Genomic DNA, 21,417 nt, shown 5'->3' with positions numbered 1-21,417 from the left:
TGGCGAAGTGCACGCAGACTAGTCAATTAGTCGCAGCTACGGACGCTAATGCCAATGAGCGCTTACGCGGCATGGGTGTTGGCGGCGTTTTGCAACACTGCAAGGCGCTGGCAAGCATTGCAAACAGGCAGGGATCGCCGATGATGCGCCAGACGACCGCCAGCTGGGCCTGGTCGGTGTCGCTGCCCATATCGCAACGCGTTGTTTGATTGCAGCTATCAATCGTATTCGAAACGGCCGACAGGACGTCGCCATCGCCCACCTGGCGTTGCTGTGTCCTGTCAACCGTGTTTATCGCAATTTATCGTTGGTTTTTTGGGGGAACGAGAATGACGCAAGGGTCCACCGTGGCGACAGCCAGCGGCGCAGACGCCGGTCTACTGTCCAAGGAGCGCATCATTGCGCGGCCGGGGTTCAATCGTTGGTTGGTTCCGCCGGCAGCATTGGCGATCCATTTGTGCATCGGCATGGCTTACGGCTTCAGTGTTTTCTGGCTGCCGTTGTCCAAGGCACTGGGCATCACTGAGTCGATTGCGTGCCCGGCCGATATGGGCCTGTTCGCGCGCATGGTGGCCACCACCTGCGACTGGAAGATCAGTGAATTGCAGTGGATGTACACGCTGTTCTTCGTATTGCTGGGCTGCTCGGCAGCGATCTGGGGCGGTTGGCTGGAACGTGCCGGCCCGCGCAAGGCCGGTGTGGTCTCGGCGCTGTGCTGGTGCGGCGGCCTGGTGATCTCGGCGGCCGGCATCCACTTCCATCAGATCTGGATGCTGTGGCTGGGCTCGGGTGTGATTGGTGGCATCGGTCTGGGCCTGGGCTACATCTCGCCGGTGTCTACCTTGATCAAATGGTTCCCGGACCGCCGCGGTATGGCGACCGGCATGGCGATCATGGGCTTCGGCGGCGGCGCGATGATCGGCAGCCCGCTGGCCGATGCGCTGATGCGCCATTTCGCCACCCCCACCTCGGTGGGCGTGATGGAAGCCTTCCTGGTGATGGCGGCGCTGTATTTTGTCTTCATGATGGCCGGTGCATTTGGTTACCGCGTGCCGCCGAGCGGCTGGACCCCGGCCGGCTGGACCGCACCGGTGGCCAGTAACAACGCCATGATTACTGCCAACCACGTGCACGTGAGCAAGGTGTGGGGCATTCCGCAGTTCTGGTTGCTATGGGGCGTGCTGTGCTTGAACGTCTCGGCCGGTATCGGCGTGATCGGCATGTCCTCGCCGATGTTGCAGGAAGTGTTCGGCGGCCGCCTGATCGGCGTGGATGTGGGCTTTGGTAGCCTGGATCCGACCCAGCTTGCCAGCATCGCGGCCATCGCGGCCGGCTTCACCGGTCTGCTCAGCCTGTTCAACATCGGTGGCCGGTTCTTCTGGGCCAGCATGTCCGACAAGCTCGGCCGCAAGAACACCTATACGCTGTTCTTCGTGCTGGGTATCTGCCTGTATGCAGCGGCCCCGTCGGCTGGTGGCATTGGTGGCATTGCGCTGTTCGCGGGCATCTTCTGCATCATCCTGTCGATGTATGGCGGCGGCTTTGCCACCATCCCGGCCTATCTGGCCGACCTGTTCGGTACCCAAATGGTTGGCGCCATCCACGGCCGTCTGCTCACCGCCTGGGCCACCGCTGGTATCCTCGGTCCGGTGGTGGTGGGTTACATGCGTGAATACCAATTGGCCCACGGCAGCCCGCCGTCACAGGTCTACAACACCACTATGTACATCCTCGCCGGCATGCTCGTGCTCGGCCTGATCTGCAATCTGTTGGTGCGCCCGGTGGCCGCGCGTCACTTCATGACGCCCGACGAACTGGCACGCGAAAAGCAGCTGGCGCACGAGAAGGTCGACCGCACCGGGCACGGCGTGATCCCGCCGGAGCAGTTGGCGCGTATCGGTCATGGCGGCAACCCCGCACTGGTCGCGTTCGCCTGGTTGGCGGTGGGAATCCCCATGCTGTTCGGTATCTGGGTCACGCTGCAAAAAGCCTTCGTGCTGTTCCATGAGATGCGATGACAAATCCGTCTTCCCGCTCCGTGCGTCCCGGTAGTGTGTTGCGCACGGTCCGTCGCCATCGCGGCGGCCGCAGCGCCACGGTGCAGGACATGGTGGCGGCCGAAATGCCGGTTGCCTTCATCTACAACGGCGTGCCGTTCGCGGTGATGATGGCCACGCCGGAGGACCTGGAAGATTTCGCACTCGGGTTCTCGTTGAGCGAAGGCATCGTCGATCACGTGCAGGATCTGCGCGTGATCGCGGTGGAGACGTTTCTGGAAGGCGCTTCGCTACAGATCGAAATCCCGCCCGAACGGGCCGCCGCGTTGCATCAGCGGCGGCGCAATCTGGACGGGCGCAGCGGTTGCGGGGTATGCGGTAACGAATCCATCGAAGCGGTGCTGCGTGTGCCGCCGCTGCTGCAGTCGTCCTTGCAGATTGATGTGGATGCCTTGGCGCATGCATTGGACGCGCTGCACGCACGGCAGCCCATTGCCGCGCAGACCGGTGCCGTGCACGCGGCCGGTTGGGCCGACGCGCAGGGCAATGTGCAACTGGTCCGCGAAGACGTGGGCCGGCATAACGCGCTGGATAAATTGATCGGTGCATTGGCGCGCGCGCGCATCGATGCATCGCAGGGGTTTGCGGTAGTCACCAGCCGCGCCAGTTACGAAATGGCCATGAAAGCCGCGCAGGCCCGGATTCCGCTGCTAGCAGCGATTTCGGCACCCACCGCGCTGGCGATTAGCCTGGCCGATAGTGCGGGACTCACCCTGATCGGGTTTGCCCGCAATCATGATTGTGTTGTTTACAGCCATCCACAACGCCTTGATCTGGGCGTTGCCGTGGGAGAGCCCGCATGAGCAAGAAAACCATCCAGCAGTACGACAATCCCGCGGGCGGCTGGGGCGCATTGCGCTCGGTGGCCAAGCACCTGATGGAACAGGACATCGCCGTGCAGGGTGCCAAGACGCTGCTGCATGCCAACCAGCCGGACGGCTTTGACTGCCCCGGGTGCGCGTGGCCGGATCGCGATCACACCTCCACGTTTGAATTCTGCGAAAACGGCGCCAAGGCCGTAGCGGCCGAGTCCACTGCGCGTCGCGCTGGGCCGGAACTGTTCGCCTCGCATAGCGTCAGCTTGCTGTCGCAGTACAGCGATTACTGGCTGGAAGGACAGGGCCGCCTGACCCATCCAATGCGCTACGACGCTGCCACCGATCACTACGTGCCAGTGAACTGGGACGATGCCTTCGCGCAGATTGCCGGGCATCTCAACGGCCTGGCAACGCCGGATGAGGCGATCTTCTACACCTCCGGACGCACCAGCAATGAGGCAGCGTTTCTATATCAGTTGTTCGTGCGCGAGTTCGGCACCAACAACTTCCCCGATTGCTCCAACATGTGCCACGAGCCTTCGGGCACCGCGCTGCGTTCGCAGATCGGCGTGGGCAAGGGCACGGTGTCGCTGCACGATTTCGAGCTGGCCGATGCCATTTTCATCTTCGGGCAGAACCCGGGCACCAATCACCCGCGCATGCTGGGTGAGTTGCGTCAGGCCTCCAAACGCGGTGCGGCGATTGCGGCGTTCAACCCGCTGCGTGAGCGCGGTCTGGAAAAGTTCGCCGACCCGCAAGATAAGCTGGAGATGTTGCATAACGGCTCCACGCGCATCGCTTCTGATTATTTTCAGCTCAAGATCGGCGGCGACCTTGCTGCGGTAAAGGGCATCATCAAGCATGTGCTGGAGCGCGATGCGCAGGCACAGCGCGATGGCACGCCGCGCCTGCTGGATCTGGAATTCATCGAGGCGCACACCGCCAATTTCGAAGCGTTCGCCGCCGATGTGCATGCGGAAAGCTGGGACACCATTGTCGAAGAGTCCGGTCTGGACGAAGCGGCGCTGCGCAAGGCTGGCGAGATTTATCTCAACGCCGAGCGCGTGATTGCCTGCTGGGGCATGGGCATCACCCAGCACAAGCATTCGGTGGCGACCATTCACATGATCACCAACCTGCTGCTGCTACGCGGCAACCTGGGCCGGCCCGGGGCGGGCGTGTGCCCGGTGCGCGGGCACAGCAACGTGCAAGGCGACCGCACGATGATGATCTACGAAAAACCGCCGGCCGCGTTTCTGGACAAGCTGCAATCGGTGTTCGGTTTTGCGCCGCCGCGCGCGGACGGGTTCGATACCGTCGGTGCGATCGAGGCGATGCTGGATGGGCGCGGCAAGGTGTTCTTCGCGATGGGCGGCAACTTTGCTGCGGCTACCCCGGATACCGATGCTACGCACCGCGCGCTGCGCAATTGCGACCTCACCGTGCATGTCACCACCAAGCTGAATCGCAGCCATTTGGTGCATGGGCGCGACGCGTTGATCCTGCCGTGCCTGGGGCGCACCGAGATCGATATCCAGGATGCCGGCTCGCAAGGCGTGACGGTGGAAGATTCGATGAGCATGGTGCACCTGTCGGCCGGTATCAATCCGCCTGCTTCGCCTGATTTATTGTCGGAGCCTGCAATCGTGGCGCGCATGGCCGAAGCGACATTGGGCGCGCGCAGTGCGATCCGCTGGCGTTGGTTGGTGGGCGATTACGACCGCGTGCGTGATCTGATCGCACAGGTGTTCCCGGATTTCGCCGGCTTCAATGAGCGCGTGCGCACGCCAGGTGGGTTCCGGTTGTCGAACACCGCGCGCGATCGCCAGTGGGTGACGCCGGAGCAACGTGCGGTGTTCAAGCCACACGCGGTGCCCATCGATAACCCGATCCACCGCGCCCGCCGCAGCCATACTGACCAGATGGTCTTTACGCTGGCCACCACGCGTTCGCACGATCAATACAACACCACCATCTATGGCCTGGACGACCGCTATCGCGGGGTGTTCGGCGAGCGCCGCGCGCTCTTCATCAATGGTGCGGATATCGCGGCGTTGAGCATGAAGGCCGGCGATTGGGTGGACCTGGAGAGCCTGTGCGAGGACGGCGTGCACCGCCAGGCGCGGCGTTTCCTGTTGGTGGACTACAACATTCCACGTGGCTGTCTGGCCGCGTATTACCCGGAAACCAATGCGCTGGTGCCGTTGTCCAGTTTCGCCGATGAAGCGCGGACACCGACCTCCAAGTCGATTCCGGTGATCGTGCTGCCGCACCGTGCCGAAACCGCCGATTCAGCGCCACGCGACATCGGGGCGGTGCTTGTCCGCTGATCCGCAGCTCTCCGCGCAGCTATTGCATGCGCTTGCCGACGCGCCCGATGGTGTGTCGCTTGCCAGGTTATGTAAGCACCTGGTGGGGGTGCGCATGAGCGTGTTGCTACGCACGCTGGCCTGGCTGGGCACTGCACATCTGGACGGCCAGCCTGGCCCGGGTTGGGTTCGCGTGGAAGAGCGTGGTGAACGGCAATTTGCGGTGCTGACACCTGGTGGTTTGGCGGAGCACCTCCAGCGTTCAACGGTACAAGCGCCGCAGGGCGGCTGATTGATCTTCTTGACTGCGCTGATTGAAGATCTAGCGGCATTTGCATCTGGGGTGCGCCGCATCCAATGCGGACGAAGGTCAAACGTCTGAGCCAAAAGCTTCGTCGGTCGAATGCGCGGCAAGGGCACCGCACCAGGGCGGTGATCGTCGGTTTATAAAAGCTGTTCGTGATGCGAAGGAGTGCTTCGCGCTTGGGTCCAGCAGCAAGCGCGAAGAATCATGAGTGCGCGGTGCCCTCACTCGCGGGACACTCCGTGAACCCGTCCCTGGGGCTCGTTTGCGCCATTCATGCCGCCAACGGTCCCGCAATCTGCAAGGACACCGCGCCAGACAGTTCCTGGCTGCTTTATTGAAAGCTCTACACACCGACCACCTTGACTGGTCCTTGCTCACTCACCGTCGCGGGACCGGTGGCGGCATGGATGCCGCCACGGAGCTTACAAGGACGTACTTGCAGCGTGTCCTGCGATGGTGGGCGGCAAGGGCCCTGCAGCAAAGCCGCAGACACAGCCAGCATTGCAGACGACGCAGTTAAGGAAACTCTGAACAACTCCCCTTGATCCTGCGACAATCACACAGACGCAACGGGACAACGACGATGCAACTGACCTTCGGCGATGCGGAGTACAACGGCAAGCGCAAGCGGACGCGGCGTGAGGTGTTCTTGGCCGAGATGGACCAGGTCGTGCCGTGGAAGGATCTGCTGGCACTGATCGAACCGCACTACCCGAAGTCGGGGCAGCCGGGGCGACAGCCGTATCGGCTGGAGACGATGCTGCGCATCCACTTTTTGCAGCAGTGGTACGCACTGAGCGATCCATCGGCGGAAGAAGCACTGTACGACACGGTGTCGATGCGCCGTTTTGCGAAGATCGGCGGGCTGGATGAGGTGCCGGATGAAACGACGATTCTCAACTTCCGGCATTTGCTGGAGCGGCATGATTTGGCGCGCAAGCTGTTCAACCGGGTCAACGCGCACCTGTCGCGTAAAGGGCAGAGTCTGCGGGGCGGGACGATCGTGGATGCCACGATCATTGCGGCGCCAAGTTCGACCAAGAACAAGGATGGCGAGCGCGATCCGGACATGCACCAGACCAAGAAGGGCAACCAGTACTTCTTCGGGATGAAGGCGCACATCGGGGTGGACGATGAGTCGGGCCTGGTGCACCACGTGGAATGCACGGCGGCCAACGCAGCGGACATCACGCAGGCGCACAAGCTGCTGCACGGCAAGGAAGACACTGTGAGCGGCGACAGCGGCTACACCGGGCTGGACAAGCGCGATGAGATGAAGGGCAAGCGCACGCTGCGCTACCTGATCGCGGAGAAGCCCTCGAAGCTGAAGCAGATCAAGAATAAGCGCGAACTGAAGTTGGCCAAGCGCTGGGAGCACACCAAAGCCAGCCTGCGTGCGAAGGTGGAACACCCGTTTCGGGTGATCAAGCGTCAGTTTGGTTACGTCAAGGTGCGCTATCGCGGTTTGGCGAAGAACACCGCACAGGTGCTGACGCTGTTTGCACTATCGAATCTGTGGCTGACGCGCAAAGCGTTAATGCCTGCTGCGGGGAAGCTGTGCCTGTAATCCAGGCAACACCCCGCAAACGTGCCGAAACCGGCAAAAAATCGGCGATTTGAGCGCCCTCAGCGCGGCGGATGCGGTTGCTTCGTTTTCCGGTCGCGTTGATCAGACCATCCTTAACGATCATTGGCTCAGCGTTGTCAGGCACCTATCCACACAGCGGTATCAGAGCGATAGAGACTTAGAGTCCAAAGCGCCGGCGGTCACGCCTGTAACTTTTTATCGACCGGCTAGCCTGCGCAAAGCGGCGCTGCGATCTGCCAGAATCGGCGTCTTGTTCCCGGATGCCGATCAACGATGACTGCCGCCGCGCCGCTCGCCACGCCCACCCATTCACCTGCGCGCGTGCTGTTCGCCAGCTTGATCGGCACCACCATCGAGTTCTTCGATTTCTACATCTATGCCACCGCAGCAGTGCTGGTGTTTCCGACGCTGTTCTTTCCCGCCGGCGATGGCAGTGCGGCGATGCTGCAGTCGTTGGCCACATTTGCAGTGGCGTTTGTTGCGCGGCCGGTAGGCTCGGCGGTGTTCGGTCATTTCGGCGATCGGGTCGGGCGCAAGGCCACACTGGTGGCAGCGCTGCTGACGATGGGCCTTTCGACGGTGGCGATCGGCCTGCTGCCCAGTTACGCGCAGATTGGTGTATTTGCGCCCGCATTGCTGGCGTTATGCCGCTTCGGCCAGGGGCTGGGCCTGGGCGGCGAATGGGGCGGGGCGGTGCTGCTGGCCACCGAGAATGCGCCGCCTGGCAAGCGCGTTTGGTACGGCATGTTTCCGCAACTGGGTGGGCCTCTGGGGTTTCTGTTGTCCACCGGCACCTTTCTTGGCATGGGCGCCGTGCTGGACGATGCGCAGTTCATGCAGTGGGGCTGGCGCGTGCCGTTTTTGGCCAGCGCGTTGCTGGTGCTGACGGGGCTGTGGGTGCGCCTGAGCATCACCGAGACGCCGGATTTCCAGAAGACGCTGGACCGCAAGACGCGCGTGAAGTTGCCGCTGGGCACGGTGGTGTCGCAGCATTGGCCGGCACTGATCATCGGCACGCTGGGCGCGTTCGCCACCTTCGTGCTGTTCTATCTGATGACGGTGTTCGCACTGGGCTACGGCACCAAGACGCTGGGCTACGACAAGGAACAATTCCTGTTGTTGCAGATGGCCGGCATCGTGTTTTTCGCGCTGGGCATTCCGCTGTCGGCCAAGTTCGGTGACCGCCACGGTGCGCCGCTGGCAATGATGTTGGCCAGCATTGCCATCGTGGCCTTCGGCTTGGCATTTGCACCGTTATTTCAGGCCAACCACCCGTTACAGGTGCTGGCATTCCTGTCGCTGGGGTTTTTCTTCATGGGGCTGACCTACGGCCCCTGCGGCACCCTGCTGGCCGAGCTGTATCCCACCGAGGTGCGCTACACCGGCGCATCGCTGTCGTTCAATCTGGCCAGCATTCTTGGCGCGGCACCGGCGCCGTATGTGGCCACGCAGCTGGCGGCCAGCTATGGCGTGCAATCGGTGGGGTATTACCTGGGCGGCGCCGCGGTGCTGAGCCTGGTCGCGCTGGTGGTGGCGCGGCGGTGGCGCGGTTGATCGCAGGTGACTGCGGGCACACCATCGTGCGGATCGGGTAGCAACGCGTTGGCGCTAGATCAAGCTGAGGCGATAGCGCATGAGGGCGCTGTGGCAGCGCCGTGATCATGTGCAGGTTGCCTTAGTGATCATGATCTACGACATCCAAGATCGTCCTACCACATCAAGCAGTGCCATCGGAGCAGCTTGCCCGGCGCGATGGGCAAGCTGCAAACCGCATGTGTCGGGCGTGCGTTGATTTGAGCCAACGTATGTAGTCAAGCGCGTCGTCTGCAACTGCCTGCTAGGCCAGCAGATGACGGAAGGATCAGCCTGCCAGACGCACCTGGTTACGCCCGCCGGCCTTGGCCAGATACAGGTGTTTGTCTGCTTCGTTCAACAGGTAATGCAACGATTGGTCGCTTTCGCTGGCGATGCACACGCCGATGCTCACCGTCATGCTGAGCGTCTCTTCGCCCACGCGCACGCGCAGGGCGCTGATGCGTTCACGCAGTGTCTCGAAATAGGTGGTGGCGTTGGCCGCATCCAGGCCCGGCACCAGCAGGCAGAATTCTTCGCCGCCGAAGCGCGCCACCAGATCCTGCGGCCTTGCATGCCCGGAGACCGAAGCGGCCACCGCACGCAACGCCTGGTCGCCGGCTTCGTGGCCCCAGGTGTCGTTGATGTGTTTGAAGTGGTCGATATCCACCATCGCCGCGGTCACCGTCTGGTCCTCCAACAGCAGCTTGGGAATGACCCGTTGGCTTTGTTCCAGAAAATAGCGCCGGTTGGGCAGGCCGGTGAGGAAGTCGCGGGTGGCCAGATCCTGCAGCGTGCCGACCAGTTCCAGCTGGTCCACGTTCTGCGACACGCGGCAGAAGAATTCTTCGCGCGAAAACGGCTTGCGCAGGAAATCGTTGGCGCCATTCTTTAAAAAGCGCGGGATCAGCGATGAATCGCTGTTACCGGAAATACCAATCACCGCCACCTTGTCACGCGAGCGGATCGCACGCAGCCGGCGGGTGAATTCCACGCCATCCATCCCGGGCATTTCCTGGTCGACGATGGTCAGACGAATATCGGGGTCATGTTCGATCGCTTCCAGCCCGGCAGCGCCGTCGGCCGCCAGCACCACGCGGTAGCCGTACATCGACAGCAGCGCGCCGGCATAGGTGCGTGCAGACAGCGAGTCGTCCACCACCAGTGCGGCGATGCGGCGATTGCGCTCCAGGCGCTGCACCAGCCAGGCCAGGTATTCGATGCTGCCCGGTGCATTTTTCAAGACGTAATCGATGATCTGCTGCTGCAGCACGCGCTGGCGCAGATCTTCGTCGTACACACCGCTGACCACCACGGTGGGTAGTTTGCGCGAAAGAAAGAATTCCACGACCTTGTCGCGGTCGCCATCCACCAGCACCAGGCCGGTCAGAACCAGGAACCAGCCGTCCTCTTCGTCCAAGACCCGCGCGGCTTCGGCCAGGGTCGAGACGACTGTGACCGCAAGTTCCACGCGTTGCTCAATGGCTTCGCGCAGCATGCTCGTGAATGTGCGCGAGTTCTCTACCAACAGCACGCGCTGCGGCAAGACTGCATTTTCACTATTGTGATGTAAGGTACCTGGTGACATCGGCTTGCCGTCTGGATCGAACCGTCAGGTAAGCTAACGGCCCTGCCCGTCAAAACTTGAGCACCGCGTTCCAGAGCGTGCCGATCACCACAGCGCATCGCGCAGCCGATACCAGCTCATCGCCGCTACCAGCAGCGGGGTGCGCAGCCGCTGCCCGCCTGGGAATGGACGGTGCGGAATGCGTTCGAACACGTCCAGGCGCCGGCTCTGGCCGGCGATGGCCTCGGCGATGACCTGGCCGGCCAGGCCGGTGGCAGCCACCCCGTGGCCGGAGAAGCCCTGCGCGAAGTACAGGTTGGGTGTCAGACGGCCCCAGTGCGGTGCACGGTTGCGCGAGATGTCCACGTAGCCGCCCCACAGGGTTTCCAGCGGCACGCCGTGCAGCTGCGGAAATACCGTGTGCATGCGCTGGGTCATCAGGCGCTGCAGGCCCGCGGGCGGACGCGAGGAGTAGCTGGCACGCCCGCCGAACAGCAGGCGGTGGTCGGCACTGAGCCGGTAGTAATCCAGTGCCCAATTGGTGTCGGCCACCGCCATGTCGTTGGCAATCAGGGCGCGTGCGCGCGCTTCGCCCAGGGGCGGCGTCGCGCCGACGTAGGTGCCGACCGGCATGATGCGCTGCTCCAGCGCCGGGGCGATGCCGTGCAGCAGGGCATTGCCGGCGATTACGCCGAAGCCGGCGGTGACGCTGCCGTGGGCGGTGTGCATGACCACGCGCGTGCCGGGCTGCTGCTTCGTCACGGCCGAGTCTTCGTAGATGCGCACGCCGGCGGCCAGCGCGGCACGGGCCAGGCCCAGTGCATAGGACAGCGGATGCAGATGGCCGCTGGCAGGGTCGAACATGGCGCCTTGATACAGCGGGCTGTCCAGCACCTGACGGGTGCGCGCGCGGTCCCACCATTCCAGCGGGTAGCCGTAGCGCTCGGCCATGCGCACGATGCCGTTCTGCAGCGCCCGCACCTGACGTGGCTTCAGCGGCACATGGGCATGGCCGTCGCGCCAGTCGCAGGCGATGGCGTGGCGGGCGATGCGCGCGCGCAGCAGGCGCATGCCGTCGCGGGAGAAATCGAACAGCAGGCGTGCATCATCGTTGCCGACCAGCGCTTCCAGCGTTTCCTGCTCGCACCCATAGCCCACGATGGCCTGGCCGCCATTGCGCCCGGATGCACCCCAGCCCACGCGTCGGGCTTCAAGCACGATGACGGAGTAACCAGCCTCTGCCAGCGCCAGCGCGGCGGTCAGGCCGGTATAGCCGCCGCCGAGGATGCAGACATCGGCATGCCCGTCGCCTTGCAGGCGAGGCTGCTGGGGCAGGGCAGGCGTGCTGCGCGCGTACCAGCTGTCCGGATAGCTGGTGTCCGGTGGATCGCGCTGCGGCGGGGGCGCGTGCGGGCGAGCCATCACACGGTGCGCAGGTACCGCGCGTAATCCAGGTCGGGCACCAGCGCCTGGTAGTCGAGCAACTCGCGTTGTTTTTGCTGGCCGAACACATGCTGAAACTGCGTACCGAACTGCTCGCCGACAAAGTCGCTGCCGAGGAACGCATCCACCGCGGCTTGCCAGGTGCGCGGCTTGAACACCGACTGCGGATACGCATTGCCGCTGATGGGCGCAGTGGGTTCGGCTGGCTCGCGCAGGCCGTCCAGCATCGCGGCCAGCACGGCTGCGGCGGCCAGATACGGATTGGCATCGGCCCCGGCAATGCGGTGCTCGATACGGGTGTTATGCGGATCGCTATGCGGGATGCGCAGCGCCACGGTGCGATTGTTGAAACCCCAACTCGCGTCCAGCGGCACGAAGGCATTACTGACGAAGCGCCGATAGCTGTTGGCATGCGGCGCAAATATTAGGAGCGAGGCATCGGCATGCCGCTGCAGCCCGGCAATGGCGTGGCGGAGCGGGTCTGCAGGCGCGTTGGCAGCGCTGGCCAGCACGTTGTGCCCGGCGTCATCGAGCAGGCTCACATGCAGATGCAGCCCGCTGCCGGCCTGGCCGGGGAAGGGCTTGGCCATGAAGCTGGCAAGCTTGCCCTGCTGCTGCGCAATCGCTTTGATGGTGCGCTTGAGCAGGATCGCCTCATCGCAGGCGGCCGCCGCATCGGCACGATGTTGCAGATTGATTTCGAACTGGCCGGGCGCGTATTCGGCCACGGCGGTGTCGGCCGGAATGCCTTGCTGCCTGCAGGCTGCGGTGACGGCATCGGTGAAGCCGCGTTGGTCGTCCAGATCCTGCAGCGAATACACCTGGGTGCTGTCGTTGCGTTCGCCGGTGAGCGGGTCGCGCGGTGTCTGCGGGCGCCCCTGCGCATCGGCCACCGCATCTAAGAGATAGAACTCCAGCTCCACGGCAATCACCGGGGTCAGGCCGAGCGCCTTAAATCCCTGCAACACGCGCTGCAACACCGCACGCGGGGCAACCTCGAACAGACCGCCTTCGGGGGTATGCATCGCCAGCAGCAACTGCGCCATCGGCCGTGGCGCCCATGGCACCGGGCGTAGCGAACCTTCAAGTGGCCGGCAGAGACGGTCGGCATCGCCGATGGCGTAGCCAAGCCCGGTTTCTTCCACGGTGCTGCCGGTGATGTCGGTGGCGATCAGCGACATCGGCAGGCACACGCCATCGCGATAAACCTTGCTCAGTGTATCGGCGGTCACACGTTTGCCGCGCAGCACGCCGTTGGTGTCGGGCAATAACAGATCGACTGCTTCGCAACCGATGATCTGCGCCAAGGTGTCGGAATCGGCAGCGGGCAGGGACGCGATGGAGTTCTCGGAAGCCATGGGCAACACCTGCGAAGTCGCCGTGCAGAGTAGCAAAGCGCACGTGAGCAATCGCAAGCGCAGCGGCGCGCTTGGCAATGCCGGCGATGGCGCGGTAAGTTCGACCGTATCGACGTTTACCTCCACCGCATCGGATTCTTGCGCATGGCTGTCGTTCCGCTGGTCGGCCTGCCGACCGATCGCATCCTGCAAGGGGCGCATCCGTTTCTGGCCGCGGGCGAGAAATACATCCGCGCAGTGGCCGAGGCCGCCGGAGCGATGCCGGTGCTGTTGCCCAGTCTGCAGCCGTCGTTGGAGGCAAGCGTGTGGCTGGAGCGGCTGGATGGGCTGCTGTTGACCGGCGCGGTCAGCAATGTCGAGCCGCATCACTACAGCGATGAGCCCAGCTGGGAAGGCAACCCGCACGACCCGGCGCGCGATGCCACCACCCTTGGGCTGATCCCGCAGGCACTGGCACGCGGACTGCCGGTGCTGGCGATCTGCCGCGGCTTGCAGGAGGTCAACGTGGCCTTGGGCGGGCGCCTGCATCAGCGGGTGCAGGCGGTGCCCGGCCTGGCCGACCACCGCGAAGACCGCAAGGCACCCTTGGACACGCAATACGGCCAGGCGCACGTGGTGCATCTATCTCCTGACGGCTGGTTGGCCGGCATGAACGACAGCGCGCAGGTGTGGGTGAATTCGCCGCACGGGCAGGGCATTGCCGCGCTGGCCGAGGGGCTGTTGTTCGAGGCTACCGCGCCGGATGGTTTGATCGAAGCCTTTCGCGGGCCCGGCCCAGGCTTTTTGCTGGCGGTGCAGTGGCATCCGGAATGGCGTGTCACACAGCATCCGTTCTACCGTGCATCTTTCAGGCCTTCGGCGAGGCCTGTCGCCAATACGCCGCGCAACGCGGCAAGTGAGGTTGTATGTCCATCCGCACACGTTCGCGCAAAGCCACGCCCAAGCAGCCAGAGAGCGCACTGCGCCGCTGGCTTAAAGAGCGCAGCATCACCGAGGTGGAATGTCTGGTGCCGGATATCACCGGCAACGCGCGCGGCAAGATCATTCCGGCCGACAAGTTCTCGCACGATTACGGCACGCGCCTGCCCGAAGGCATCTTCGCCACCACCGTCACCGGCGATTTCCCGGACGACTATTACGAACTGACCTCGCCCTCGGATTCGGACATGCATCTGCGCCCGGATGCCAGCACCGTGCGCATGGTGCCGTGGGCGGCAGACCCTACTGCGCAGGTCATCCACGATTGCTATACCAAAGATGGCGAGCCGCACGAACTTGCCCCACGCAATGTGCTGCGCCGCGTGCTGGATGCCTATGCGCAGGTCAAGCTGCAACCGGTGGTGGCGCCGGAACTGGAATTCTTTCTGGTACAGAAGAACACCGACCCCGACTTTCCGTTATTGCCGCCGGCAGGCCGCTCGGGTCGCCCGGAAACGGCGCGGCAGTCGTATTCGATCGACGCGGTCAACGAGTTCGACCCGATCCTGGACCTGATGTACGACTATTGCGATGCGATGGAACTGGACGTGGATACCTTGATCCACGAATCCGGCGCTGCGCAGCTGGAAGTCAACTTCACCCATGCCGATGCGCTGTCGCGTGCGGACCAGGTTTTCCTGTTCAAACGCACCATGCGTGAGGCTGCGCTGCGGCACGGCGTGTACGCCACCTTCCTGGCAAAACCAATGGAAACCGAGCCCGGCAGTGCGATGCATATCCACCAGAGCCTGCTGCATGCCGGCACTGGTAAGAACGTGTTCAGCGGCAAGCGCGAGGGCGGCTTCAGCGATACCTTCGCGCATTATCTGGGCGGCCTGCAGAAATACATTCCGATGGCGATGGGGCTGCTGGCACCGAACGTCAATTCGTATCGCCGGCTGATGTTTGGCGAAGTCTCGCCAAGCAATGTGCTGTGGGGTTTCGACAACCGCACCTGCGGGCTGCGGGTGCCGATCGATGCACCGCAGAACATCCGGGTGGAAAGTCGTTTCGCCGGCTCCGATGCCAACCCGTATCTGGCGATGGCGGCGACGCTGGCGTGCGGATTATTGGGCATTCGCGAAAAGCTCGAACCAACCGCGCCGATCAGCAGCAATGGCAAGGAGCAGGGCTACGATTTGCCGCGTTCGCTGGGCGAAGCGTTGGATGAGCTGGAAGGCTGCGATGCGTTGCAGGAGATATTGGGGCAGCGTTTTGTGCGTGCCTATATTTCGGTGAAGCGGAAGGAGTACGAGACGTTCTTTCGGGTGATCAGTTCGTGGGAACGGGAGTTTTTGTTGTTGAATGTGTGAGGAGTTCTTGCGCTGCGCCGCGTTCCCTTCTCCCGCCGGGACATTGTCCCCCTTTATGGGGGAGAAGGTGCCCCAAGGGCCGATGGGGGTACGGTGTCCGTTTCTTTTGATGTCTGAGAGCGCTTGTCGATAGCACTTCGACTTTGCGGCGAAATCTCGATTTTCCGCTGCGCTATAGCGCCAGTCGAGCGCAGACAATGCAACGCAGAGCAATGCCAGGCAGTGCGCGCGGTGTCAGGCACGCAGCAGATCGCGACTGTCACGTCTCATGCCATCCACGAGGCCGCAACACAGGACGGGTATGCTTGTAACTCCCCACACGCGGAGCAGGTCATGGATCCTTCTGTGCTCAGCGCGTTGCAGCAGCTCGACGCCGCCCATCATCTGCATCCGTTCAACGACAACGCGGCATTGGCGCAGAAGGGCACACGCATTCTGACCCGTGGTGAGGGCGTGTATGTCTGGGATGCCGATGGCAACCAATTGCTCGATGCGTTCGGTGGCTTGTGGTGCGTCAATGTCGGCTACGGGCGCAAGGAACTGGCGCAGGCCGCGGCGCGGCAGATGGAGCAGTTGGCGTATTACAACAGCTTCTTTCAGTGCACCACCGAACCCACCATCCAGCTGGCTGCGAAACTAGCGGAATTGGTACCCGGCGATTTGAATCATGCGTTCTTCGCCAATTCGGGGTCGGAGGCTAACGACACCATTCTGCGGTTGGTGCGACATTTCTGGGCGGTGCAGGGGCAGCCGCAAAAACGCATCTTCATCGGTCGACATGATGGTTATCACGGCACCACCGTGGCCGGTGCCAGCCTGGGTGGCATGAAGGGCATGCACACGCAGGGCGGGTTGCCGATTGCCGATATCCACCACATCGCGCCGCCGTATCACTTCGGCGATGGCGGCGAGATGGATCCGGAGGAATACGGGCTGCTGGCGGCGCGTCGTCTGGAAGACAAGATTCTGCAGCTCGGGCCGGAAAATGTGGCCGCGTTTATTGGCGAGCCGATCATGGGCGCGATCGGCGTATATCTCCCGCCGCGCAGTTACTGGCCGGAAATCGAGCGCCTTTGCCGGCACTACGATGTGCTGCTGGTCGCCGATGAAGTGATCTGCGGGTTCGGGCGCACTGGCGAGTGGTTCGGCGCGGAGTATTTCGGCTTCCAGCCCGACGTGATGACGCTGGCCAAAGGCATCACCTCCGGCTACATCCCGCTGGCGGCAGCGATGTTCAACGACCGCGTGGCCGGTGTGCTCAAGACCCAAGGCGGTGAACTGGCGCACGGAGGCACGTACGCCGGGCACCCGGTGTGCGCGGCGGTGGCGTTGGAGAATCTGCGGCTGCTGCAGGATGAAGGCATTGTCGAAACTGCGCGCACGCAGGTTGCGCCATACCTGGCGCAGCGCTGGGCCGCGTTAGGCGAGCACCGGCTGGTTGGCGAGGCGCGCATTGCCGGGCTGGTCGGCGCGCTGGAGCTGGTGCCGGACAAGCAGCGTCGCGGCGTGTATTTCTCGGGGCGTGGGCGTGTGGGGGCGATGTGCCGCGATTTCGCCCTGCGGCGCGGGCTAATACTGCGCGCAACCTACGATGCCATGTTGCTGTCGCCGCCTTTGATCATCACCCGCGAGCAGGTGGACGAGTTGTTCGACAAAGCCTGGGCTGCGCTGGAGGACACCGCGCAGGCGCTGGGCAGATAGCGCGACGCGCACGCACCGAGAGCACTGCTGGGGAAATGGAAGAGATCGGTGACGCCATGCGCGAGCATCGGCGCAATCCAGCAGCTGCCGCGCCCGCCAAGCGGCGATGTCCGCCTGTGCCAGTCCCGGCTGCGCTGGGCAAACCCGGGCGCGGTGAGTAGGCTGGGGCAAGGCCGGCTTCGCCACCGGCCGCCCACATCGCGCTGCCCCGGAGACCCACATGACGCTGCGACTGCTCGCCCTGACGCTGTCCATCACCCTGTTGTCCGGCTGTGGCGGCAGTGGCGCGCCCGGCAAGACCGCTGCGCAGGCCAAGGTGCTTAACGTCTACAACTATTCGGATTACATCGCCGAAGACACCATTCCAACGTTCGAAAAGAGCACCGGCATCAAGGTGACCTATGACGTGTTCGACAGCGACGAGATGGTGGAAACGAAGTTGCTGGCCGGCGGTAGTGATTACGACGTCGTGGTGCCCACGCTGAACTTCTTCGGCCGGCAGATTCAGGCTGGCGTCTTCCTGCCGCTGGACAAGAGCAAGATCCCCAATCTGGTCAATCTGGATCCGGACGTGATGCGCCGCATTGCAGCGCAGGATCCGAACAATGCCTATGGCGTGCCATACATGATCGGTACTACCGGTATTGGCTATAACGTCGACAAACTCAAAGCGATCTTCGGCAGCACCGATGTTGCCAATAGCTGGGATCTGGTGTTCAAGCCGGAGAATCTGTCCAAGCTCAAGGATTGCGGAGTGACCATTCTGGACACGCCCTCGGACATGATTCCGATCGCGCTCAATTATCTCGGGCTCGATCCGCACAGCACCGCGCCGGCCGAGATCGAAAAAGCTGCCGCGCTGATCAAGACCATTCGCCCGTATGTGCAGAACTTCCACTCCAGCCAGTACGTGACCTCGCTGGCCAACGGCAACACCTGCCTGGCGGTGGGCTGGTCGGGCGACATCATCCAAGCGCGCGACCGCGCAGTGGAAGCCGGCAACAATATCAAGGTGGCGTACGCCATTCCGAAGGAAGGCGCGCCGCAGTGGTTCGACATGTTGGCCATCCCGAAGGACGCCAAGCACCCGGACAACGCCTACGCCTTGATCAATTATCTGTTGAAGCCGGACGTGGCCGCGGCCAATACCAACTTCATCCATTACGCCAACCCCGTGCGCACCGCCACGCCGCTGGTGGATGCCGCAATCCGTAACGACCCCACCATCTATCCGCCGCCAGAAGTGACCGCCAAGATGTTTACCTACGCGATCAACCCCCCGGACGTGGACAGGCTGTACACGCGGCTGTGGACCGAGATCAAGACCGGTCGTTGAGCTGGCGCGTACGGAGTGCGCGATAGAACGCTGCGCTGCGCTTCACTGCGTAGCGAGGCGCTCGTCCAGCATCGACCTCTAACAGTTCAGACATATTGCGCCGCGCGGCTTAGAGCGATGGCCGCTTGCTCAGATGACCATCAGTCCAGATGCCACCCGATCGGCTCGTCACGTAACCTGTACTGGGCGGTACAAATATTGTATGGTTGCGCCGCCTTCGCTGAAGCCGCTGATCTGGCAGACGCATGGCGTGCCTCGCCAATCACACAGGACGCATCCTTTGAGCAATCACGACCATCAGTCCAATGACGGCCAGTCTTCGGCCACGGATGCGCAGGGTGCCGGCGCGCGCGACGAGCAGGAGGCGCCCAAGCCCTCGCCGTTGAAGAACCCCAAGGTGAAGTGGACGCTGATCCTGGTCGGGGTGCTGGTGCTGATCCTGCTCGTGGTGTGGCTGGCCTATTACCTGATCAAGGGCCGCTACATGCAGGACACCAACAACGCCTATCTGCAGGCCGATTCGGTGGCGGTGGCACCGCGCGTCAGCGGCTACGTGACCGAGGTGCTGGTGAGCGACAACCAGATCGTGGAAGCCGGCCAGCCGTTGCTGCAGATCGACGATCGCACCTACCAGGCCACCCTGCAGCAAGCCGAAGCCGCCATTGCCGCACGCCAGGCCGATATCGTCGCCGCCACCGCCAATGTCTCCGCGCAGGAATCGGCGCTGCTGCAGGCGCGCACCCAGGTCACCGCCGCTGCTGCCAGCCTCAAGTTCGCCCAGGCCGAAGTGAAGCGCTTCGCGCCGTTGGCCGCCTCCGGCGCAGACACCCACGAACATCAGGAAAGCCTGCAGCACGATCTGGCACGCGCACGCGCGCAGTACGACGCCGCGCAGGCGCAGGCCAAGGCCGGCGAGAGCCAGATCCAGGCCAGCCGCGCGCAACTGGAACAGGCACAGGCCGGCGTGAAACAGGCCACCGCCGATGCCGACCAGGCGCGGGTGGCGGTGGAAGACACCCGTCTGACCAGCCGTATCCACGGCCGGGTGGGCGACAAGACCGTGCAGGTGGGCCAGTTCCTCGGCGCCGGCACCCGCACCATGACCATCGTGCCGCAGGAATCGCTGTATCTGGTGGCCAATTTCAAGGAAACCCAGGTCGGCCTGATGCGTCCCGGCCAGCCGGCCGAGATCGAGGTCGATGCGCTGTCCGGCGTAAAACTGCACGGCAAGGTCGAGAGCCTGTCGCCGGGCACCGGCTCGCAGTTCGCCTTGCTACCGCCGGAAAACGCCACCGGCAATTTCACCAAGGTGGTACAGCGTGTGCCGGTGCGCATCCGTGTGCTGGCCGGTGAAGAGGCGCGCAAGGTGCTGGTGCCGGGCATGTCGGTGGAGGTCACCGTGGACACGCGCTCGGCCAAGGACGCCAAGCAGCGTGCCGAAGAAGAATCCGACCGCGTGCAGGAGCAGGAGCGCGCGCGATGAGTGCAGCGGCCGCCACCGGCCCGCGTGCCGGCGGCAGCGCCCAGCGCGAGAAGGCCGAGCCGGGCGCCTGGCTGGCGGTGCTGGCCGGCACCATCGGCTCGTTCATGGCGACGCTGGATATTTCCATCGTCAATGCCGCGCTGCCCACCATCCAGGGCGAGGTCGGCGCCAGCGGTACAGAAGGCACCTGGATTTCCACCGCCTACCTGGTGGCCGAGATCATCATGATCCCGCTGACCGGCTGGTTCGTGCGCACGCTGGGCCTGCGCAATTTCCTGCTGATCTGCGCGGTGATGTTCACCGCGTTCTCGGTGGTGTGCGGGCTGTCGACGTCGCTTTCGATGATGATCATCGGCCGCGTCGGGCAGGGCCTGGCCGGCGGCGCCCTGATTCCGACCGCGCTGACCATCGTCGCCACGCGGTTGCCGCCCAGCCAGCAGACCATGGGCACCGCCTTGTTCGGCATGACCGTGATCATGGGCCCGGTGATCGGCCCGCTGCTCGGCGGCTGGCTGACCGAAAACGTCAGCTGGCACTACGCGTTCTTCATCAACGTGCCGATCTGCGTTGGCCTGGTTGCGCTGCTGCTGCTCGGCCTCAAGCACGAAAAGGGCGACTGGGCAGGCCTGCTCGACGCCGATTGGCTGGGCATCTACGGGTTGACCGCGGGTCTGGGCGGGCTGACCGTGGTGCTGGAAGAAGGCCAGCGCGAGCGCTGGTTCGAATCCAGCGAGATCAATACCCTGAGCCTGCTTGCGTTGAGCGGCTTCATCGCCCTGGTGATCAGCCAGTTCCGGCGGCGCCCTCCGGTGATCCGGCTGTCGCTGCTGCTGCAGCGCAGCTTCGGCGCGGTTTTCATCATGGTCATGGCGGTGGGCATGATCCTGTTCGGCGTCATGTACATGATTCCGCAGTTCCTGGCGGTGATCTCCGGCTACAACACCGAGCAGGCCGGGTACGTGCTGCTGCTGTCCGGCCTGCCGACCGTGCTGCTGATGCCGATGATGCCCAAGCTGCTGGAAACGGTGGACGTGCGCATCCTGGTCATTGCCGGGCTGATCTGCTTTGCCGCTGCCTGCTTCGTCAATCTGTCGCTGACTGCCGACACCGTGGGCACGCATTTTGTCGCCGGGCAGCTCCTGCAGGGCTGCGGCCTGGCGTTGGCGATGATGTCGCTCAACCAGGCGGCGATTTCGTCGGTGCCGCCGGAACTGGCGGGCGATGCCTCGGGCCTGTTCAATGCCGGCCGCAACCTGGGCGGCTCGGTCGGGCTGGCGCTGATCTCCACCTTTCAGGAGCGCCGCATGACCTTCCACACCGAAACCATCGGCAGCTCGATCACCGCCAACGCCAGCCGTGCACAGGAGGCGCTGGCCGGCCTGACCGCACAGATGCAGGGCAGTGCCGGCGGCGAGGCGGCAGCCCGCTCGATCGCCCAGTTCGCCCGCGTCGTGCAGCAGCAGGCCCTGGTGATGACCTATAGCGACCTGTTCTGGATCTTTGGCGTGATCGTGGTCTGCACGATTCCGCTGGCCTTTTTGCTCAAGCCGTTACCCAAGGGGGCGCACCTTGCAATGCACTGATTCC

The 21,417-nt window shown here is 63.6% G+C and carries 14 protein-coding genes and 1 pseudogene; 12 read left to right on the top strand and 3 right to left on the bottom strand.

Annotated features, from left to right (window positions below; all coding sequences use genetic code 11):
* Positions 1–329 precede the first annotated feature (329 nt).
* The 6 genes from KWO_RS12560 to KWO_RS12530 all read left to right on the top strand — a co-directional run bounded on the left by KWO_RS12560 (position 330) and on the right by KWO_RS12530 (position 8,633).
* Entirely contained in the window at positions 330–2,018 is a 1,689-nt protein-coding gene (locus KWO_RS12560; RefSeq protein WP_017112666.1) for an OFA family MFS transporter, read from the top strand.
* The gene (gene fdhD, locus KWO_RS12555) at positions 2,015–2,860 is read left to right on the top strand and encodes a formate dehydrogenase accessory sulfurtransferase FdhD (RefSeq protein WP_010372500.1); all 846 of its coding nucleotides are present in this window, start codon (positions 2,015–2,017) and stop codon (positions 2,858–2,860) included. The genes KWO_RS12560 and fdhD overlap by 4 nt, the downstream gene beginning before the upstream one ends.
* On the top strand, positions 2,857–5,205 hold the full coding sequence (locus tag KWO_RS12550; RefSeq protein ID WP_010376936.1) for an FdhF/YdeP family oxidoreductase: 2,349 nt from the start codon (positions 2,857–2,859) through the stop codon (positions 5,203–5,205). Before fdhD ends, KWO_RS12550 begins: the two co-directional genes overlap by 4 nt.
* Positions 5,195–5,476: a hypothetical protein gene (locus tag KWO_RS12545; RefSeq protein WP_010376935.1), complete on the top strand. Its 282-nt coding sequence runs from the start codon at positions 5,195–5,197 to the stop codon at positions 5,474–5,476. Before KWO_RS12550 ends, KWO_RS12545 begins: the two co-directional genes overlap by 11 nt.
* 598 nt (positions 5,477–6,074) lie before the next feature.
* Complete coding sequence (locus KWO_RS12535) at positions 6,075–7,058, top strand: IS5 family transposase (RefSeq protein WP_017113471.1); 984 nt, start codon at positions 6,075–6,077, stop codon at positions 7,056–7,058.
* A 294-nt stretch (positions 7,059–7,352) separates the two neighbouring features.
* The gene (locus KWO_RS12530) at positions 7,353–8,633 is read left to right on the top strand and encodes an MFS transporter (RefSeq protein ID WP_010382490.1); all 1,281 of its coding nucleotides are present in this window, start codon (positions 7,353–7,355) and stop codon (positions 8,631–8,633) included.
* A gap of 307 nt (positions 8,634–8,940) precedes the next feature.
* Here the strand turns inward: KWO_RS12530 and KWO_RS12525 are convergent, their stop codons facing one another.
* From KWO_RS12525 to KWO_RS12515, 3 genes are all read right to left on the bottom strand, one after another.
* Complete coding sequence (locus KWO_RS12525; protein ID WP_017112538.1) at positions 8,941–10,239, bottom strand: diguanylate cyclase; 1,299 nt, start codon at positions 10,237–10,239, stop codon at positions 8,941–8,943.
* Between the two features lie 84 nt (positions 10,240–10,323).
* On the bottom strand, positions 10,324–11,643 hold the full coding sequence (locus KWO_RS12520; protein WP_026112446.1) for an NAD(P)/FAD-dependent oxidoreductase: 1,320 nt from the start codon (positions 11,641–11,643) through the stop codon (positions 10,324–10,326).
* On the bottom strand, positions 11,640–13,019 hold the full coding sequence (locus KWO_RS12515) for a glutamine synthetase family protein (RefSeq protein ID WP_010382485.1): 1,380 nt from the start codon (positions 13,017–13,019) through the stop codon (positions 11,640–11,642). The genes KWO_RS12520 and KWO_RS12515 overlap by 4 nt, the downstream gene beginning before the upstream one ends.
* 144 nt (positions 13,020–13,163) lie before the next feature.
* Here KWO_RS12515 and KWO_RS12510 point away from each other — a divergent pair.
* The 6 genes and pseudogenes from KWO_RS12510 to KWO_RS12485 all read left to right on the top strand — a co-directional run bounded on the left by KWO_RS12510 (position 13,164) and on the right by KWO_RS12485 (position 21,413).
* Positions 13,164–13,918 (top strand): annotated as a pseudogene (locus KWO_RS12510) (gamma-glutamyl-gamma-aminobutyrate hydrolase family protein).
* Positions 13,919–13,924: 6 nt separating this feature from the next.
* On the top strand, positions 13,925–15,310 hold the full coding sequence (locus KWO_RS12505; protein ID WP_010382481.1) for a glutamine synthetase family protein: 1,386 nt from the start codon (positions 13,925–13,927) through the stop codon (positions 15,308–15,310).
* 333 nt (positions 15,311–15,643) lie between these two features.
* Positions 15,644–17,011, top strand: a complete 1,368-nt coding sequence (locus KWO_RS12500) for an aspartate aminotransferase family protein (protein ID WP_010382479.1) — start codon at positions 15,644–15,646, stop codon at positions 17,009–17,011.
* A gap of 220 nt (positions 17,012–17,231) precedes the next feature.
* Entirely contained in the window at positions 17,232–18,347 is a 1,116-nt protein-coding gene (locus KWO_RS12495; RefSeq protein ID WP_010382478.1) for a polyamine ABC transporter substrate-binding protein, read from the top strand.
* 280 nt (positions 18,348–18,627) lie between these two features.
* Positions 18,628–19,830: an HlyD family secretion protein gene (locus KWO_RS12490; RefSeq protein WP_017112536.1), complete on the top strand. Its 1,203-nt coding sequence runs from the start codon at positions 18,628–18,630 to the stop codon at positions 19,828–19,830.
* Positions 19,827–21,413, top strand: a complete 1,587-nt coding sequence (locus KWO_RS12485; protein WP_011347790.1) for an MDR family MFS transporter — start codon at positions 19,827–19,829, stop codon at positions 21,411–21,413. Before KWO_RS12490 ends, KWO_RS12485 begins: the two co-directional genes overlap by 4 nt.
* Positions 21,414–21,417 lie beyond the last annotated feature (4 nt).

This window comes from Xanthomonas vasicola pv. musacearum NCPPB 4379, from assembly GCF_000277895.2.
Lineage (GTDB): Bacteria > Pseudomonadota > Gammaproteobacteria > Xanthomonadales > Xanthomonadaceae > Xanthomonas > Xanthomonas vasicola.
The sequence above is the reverse complement of the archived record's forward strand: the minus strand, read 5'-3'. Positions and strand labels throughout refer to the sequence as shown.

Coding starts and splice junctions, on each gene's coding strand:
- fdhD (WP_010372500.1), top strand. CDS start 2,015: ATGACAAATCCGTCTTCCCGCTCCGTGCGTCCCGGTAGTGTGTTGCGC.
- KWO_RS12500 (WP_010382479.1), top strand. CDS start 15,644: ATGGATCCTTCTGTGCTCAGCGCGTTGCAGCAGCTCGACGCCGCCCAT.
- KWO_RS12525 (WP_017112538.1), bottom strand. CDS start 10,239: ATGTCACCAGGTACCTTACATCACAATAGTGAAAATGCAGTCTTGCCG.
- KWO_RS12485 (WP_011347790.1), top strand. CDS start 19,827: ATGAGTGCAGCGGCCGCCACCGGCCCGCGTGCCGGCGGCAGCGCCCAG.
- KWO_RS12495 (WP_010382478.1), top strand. CDS start 17,232: ATGACGCTGCGACTGCTCGCCCTGACGCTGTCCATCACCCTGTTGTCC.
- KWO_RS12515 (WP_010382485.1), bottom strand. CDS start 13,019: ATGGCTTCCGAGAACTCCATCGCGTCCCTGCCCGCTGCCGATTCCGAC.
- KWO_RS12530 (WP_010382490.1), top strand. CDS start 7,353: ATGACTGCCGCCGCGCCGCTCGCCACGCCCACCCATTCACCTGCGCGC.
- KWO_RS12535 (WP_017113471.1), top strand. CDS start 6,075: ATGCAACTGACCTTCGGCGATGCGGAGTACAACGGCAAGCGCAAGCGG.
- KWO_RS12505 (WP_010382481.1), top strand. CDS start 13,925: ATGTCCATCCGCACACGTTCGCGCAAAGCCACGCCCAAGCAGCCAGAG.
- KWO_RS12550 (WP_010376936.1), top strand. CDS start 2,857: ATGAGCAAGAAAACCATCCAGCAGTACGACAATCCCGCGGGCGGCTGG.
- KWO_RS12560 (WP_017112666.1), top strand. CDS start 330: ATGACGCAAGGGTCCACCGTGGCGACAGCCAGCGGCGCAGACGCCGGT.